The sequence below is a fragment of the Leucobacter sp. M11 genome (assembly GCF_035726885.1).
Taxonomy (GTDB): domain Bacteria; phylum Actinomycetota; class Actinomycetes; order Actinomycetales; family Microbacteriaceae; genus JAPFRB01.
Genome location: NZ_JAPFRB010000007.1, coordinates 41,522 through 44,343 on the forward strand (window position 1 = coordinate 41,522; position 2,822 = coordinate 44,343).

2 protein-coding genes are annotated in these 2,822 nt (G+C 74.6%); one reads left to right on the forward strand and one right to left on the reverse strand.

What is annotated here, in order from left to right:
* Window positions 1–180: 180 nt before the first annotated feature.
* Window positions 181–1,854: an FAD-binding oxidoreductase gene (locus OOT08_RS18095; RefSeq protein ID WP_325094277.1), complete on the reverse strand. Its 1,674-nt coding sequence runs from the start codon at window positions 1,852–1,854 to the stop codon at window positions 181–183.
* A 17-nt stretch (window positions 1,855–1,871) separates the two neighbouring features.
* Here OOT08_RS18095 and OOT08_RS18100 point away from each other — a divergent pair.
* Window positions 1,872–2,822: FAD-dependent oxidoreductase (locus OOT08_RS18100; protein WP_325094278.1), on the forward strand; the 951-nt coding region annotated here is incomplete at its 3' end.

Here is a 2,822-nt window from a genome sequence, read left to right on the forward strand (position 1 = left end):
TCTGTGCGTCTGTGCGTCTTAAATCATTACCGCTTCACGGCTCAGCGACCCAACACCCAACAACACCGGAACCCGAGCCACCCGAACCCGAGCCACCCCGAACCCGCCCCACCCGGAACCCGACCCACCCAGCACGCCCCCTCTCCATGCAGGGGCGCGCACCCCCGGAGGGCGGGAGGATCAGGCGGTCGGGGGCTCCGGGAGGAGCTTGCCCGGGTTCAGGATGCCCGTCGGGTCCAGCTCGCGCTTGACCGCGGCGAGCACATCGAGCCCGAGCTCGCCGATCTCGGCGGCGAGGTAGGGCGCGTGCTCGGTGCCCACCGCGTGGTGGTGCGTGATCGTTGCGCCCGAGGCCACGATCGCCTCCGAGGCCGCGGCCTTCACCCGGCGGTACTGCTCGTGCGGGTCGTCCTCCATCGCCGCGATGAACGTGTAATAAAGGGAAGCGCCCGTGGGGTACAGGTGCGAGACGTGCGACTGGATCGCGCTGTCCGCCCCCGTGCTCCCCGCGAGCGCCGCGCGGATCGCGTCCCGCACCGCGTCGTGCGTCTGTTCCAGGTTCGACCAGAGCGCCGCGGTCTCCAGCGTCTCCACGAAGATTCGGCGACCCAGCAGCTCATCACGCAGGTACGGGGCGGAGAAGCGCCCCCGGTCCCAGGATTTCGCGGGCCCCGCCGTCGCCGACACGCCCCCCGCCCGGCGCAGGACGCGGGCGATGCGCCGCCGGCGCGCCGCGGGCTCGCGCCCCTCGCCCTCCCAGACGAACAGGGCGAGCGCGGGGCGCTTCAGCCCCCGCTTGCCGAGATAGTTCGTGAGCAGCTCGACGTCCTTGCCCCCGGCGAGGGCGAGGTTCAGCTCGGTCTCTTCCTCGTCGCTCAGGCGGCACACCTCGGGCACGTCGCCCGGCACCGCCTCCTGCGCGAGGATCCGGAGCGCCTCGACCCCCGCCGCGAAGCTCGGGAAGGCCCACGCCCCGTAGGCCTTCGCTGTCGGCGCGGGCACGATCTTGATCGTGACCTCCGTGATGATGCCCAGCAGCCCCTCGCTGCCGATGAACAGCTGGCGCAGGTCCGGCCCCGCCGCGCTCGCGGGCGCGCCGTCGCCGAGGCGGAGCGGCCCGCGCGGCGTCTCCACCCGGAGCGCCGTGATGAGTTCGTCGCTGCGCCCGTAGCCCGTGGACGCCTGCCCCGCCGAGCGGGTCGCGGCGTAGCCGCCAATCGTGGCCTCCTGGTGGCTCTGCGGGAGGTGCCCCATCGTGAAGCCCCGGCTCGCGAGCGCGGCCTCCAGCGCGGGCCCGCGCATCCCGGCCTGCACCCGGGCCGTGCGGGTGACGGGGTCCAGGCTGAGCAGCTGCGCCATGCCGCCCAGGTCGAGCGCGATCACGGCGGCGCGTCCGCCGCGCAGCGGCTCCACCCCGCCAACGACGCTCGTGCCGCCGCCGAAGGGCACCACGGCGATGTCAGCGGTCACGCAGTGCCGGAGCAGCTCGCCCACGGCCTCGCTCGTGCTCGGCCGGACCACCGCGTCGGGCGCGAGCCGGGCGTCCCCCGCGCGGCGCGAGAGCAGATCTGGGGTGTTCTTCCCGCCCGCGTGCTCGACGCGATCGAGCCGCTCCGTGGAGACCCGGTCCGCGCCGACGATGGCGGCGATGGCGTCGAGCGCCGTGGCGTCCAGCGCGGGCTCGGGCAGCTCGACCTCGTCGAGCGCGACCGGGGGAGCGGTCACGGCGGGGTCGGTGCCGAGCCGATCCCGGAGCAGCGCGATCGCGTGCTCGGGAAGCGGCTTCGCCCGGGCCGGGTCACCCCAGCCCCACCAGACCGACGGCGGGAGGATTTCAGTGATATCTGCGCCCATGGCCTACAGTGTCACACATGAGGGCACCGGAAGCCAGACTGCACGAGCGGGCGATCGCTGGGGCCCCCTCCTCCCTGAACGACGCGAGCCGCCGGGCCGGGCTGGACCGCGCCACCGCGGGCGGCGAGCCGATCGACGTGCTCGTGATCGGCGGCGGCATCACCGGCGCGGGCGTCGCGCTCGACGCCGCCAGCCGCGGCCTGCGCACCGTGCTCCTAGAAGCGAACGACCTCGCCGCGGGCACGAGCGGGGTCAGCTCGAAGCTCGTGCACGGCGGCCTGCGCTACCTCGCCAAGGGCGACATCGCGATGGCCTGGGAGTCCGCCGTCGAGCGCAAGCACCTCATGACGACGATCGCGCCGCACCTGGTGCGCCCACTCCGCTTTCTAATTCCGAACGGCGAGCCGGGCCTCGCCGGCCGCGCGGGCTTCGCCCTGTCCGCCGCCGGCGTCGGCCTCGCGGACGTGCTTCGCCGCGCGAGCGGCCTGTCCAGCACGCGCCTGCCCGGCCCCCGGCCCGTGGGCCGCGACGGCGTGCTCGCCCTCTCGCCCGCGCACCGCCGGGACCACCTCCGGGGCGGCCTCGTGTACTGGGACGGCCAGGTGGAGGACGACGCCCGGCTCGTGCTCGCCGTCGCCCGCACCGCCGCCAGCCTCGGGGCGGGCATCATCCGTGACTGCCGCGTCACCGCCGCGAGCGCGGACCGCGTCTCCTTCCGCGATGAGCGCACGGGGGAGAGCGGCGAGATCCGCGCGGGCATCGTCATTAACGCGACGGGGGTCTGGGCCGGGGACCTGGAGCCCTCGATCACGGTCACCCCGAGCCGGGGCAGCCACCTCGTGCTCGACGCGGCGCGCGTGGGCCGACCCCTCGCCGCGGTCACGATGCCCGTACCCGGTGCCTTCGGTCGCTTCCTGTTCGCCCTGCCCCAGGCAAACGGCGCGGTGTACTTCGGGCTCACGGACGAG

Coding starts and splice junctions, on each gene's coding strand:
- OOT08_RS18095 (WP_325094277.1), bottom strand. CDS start 1,854: ATGGGCGCAGATATCACTGAAATCCTCCCGCCGTCGGTCTGGTGGGGC.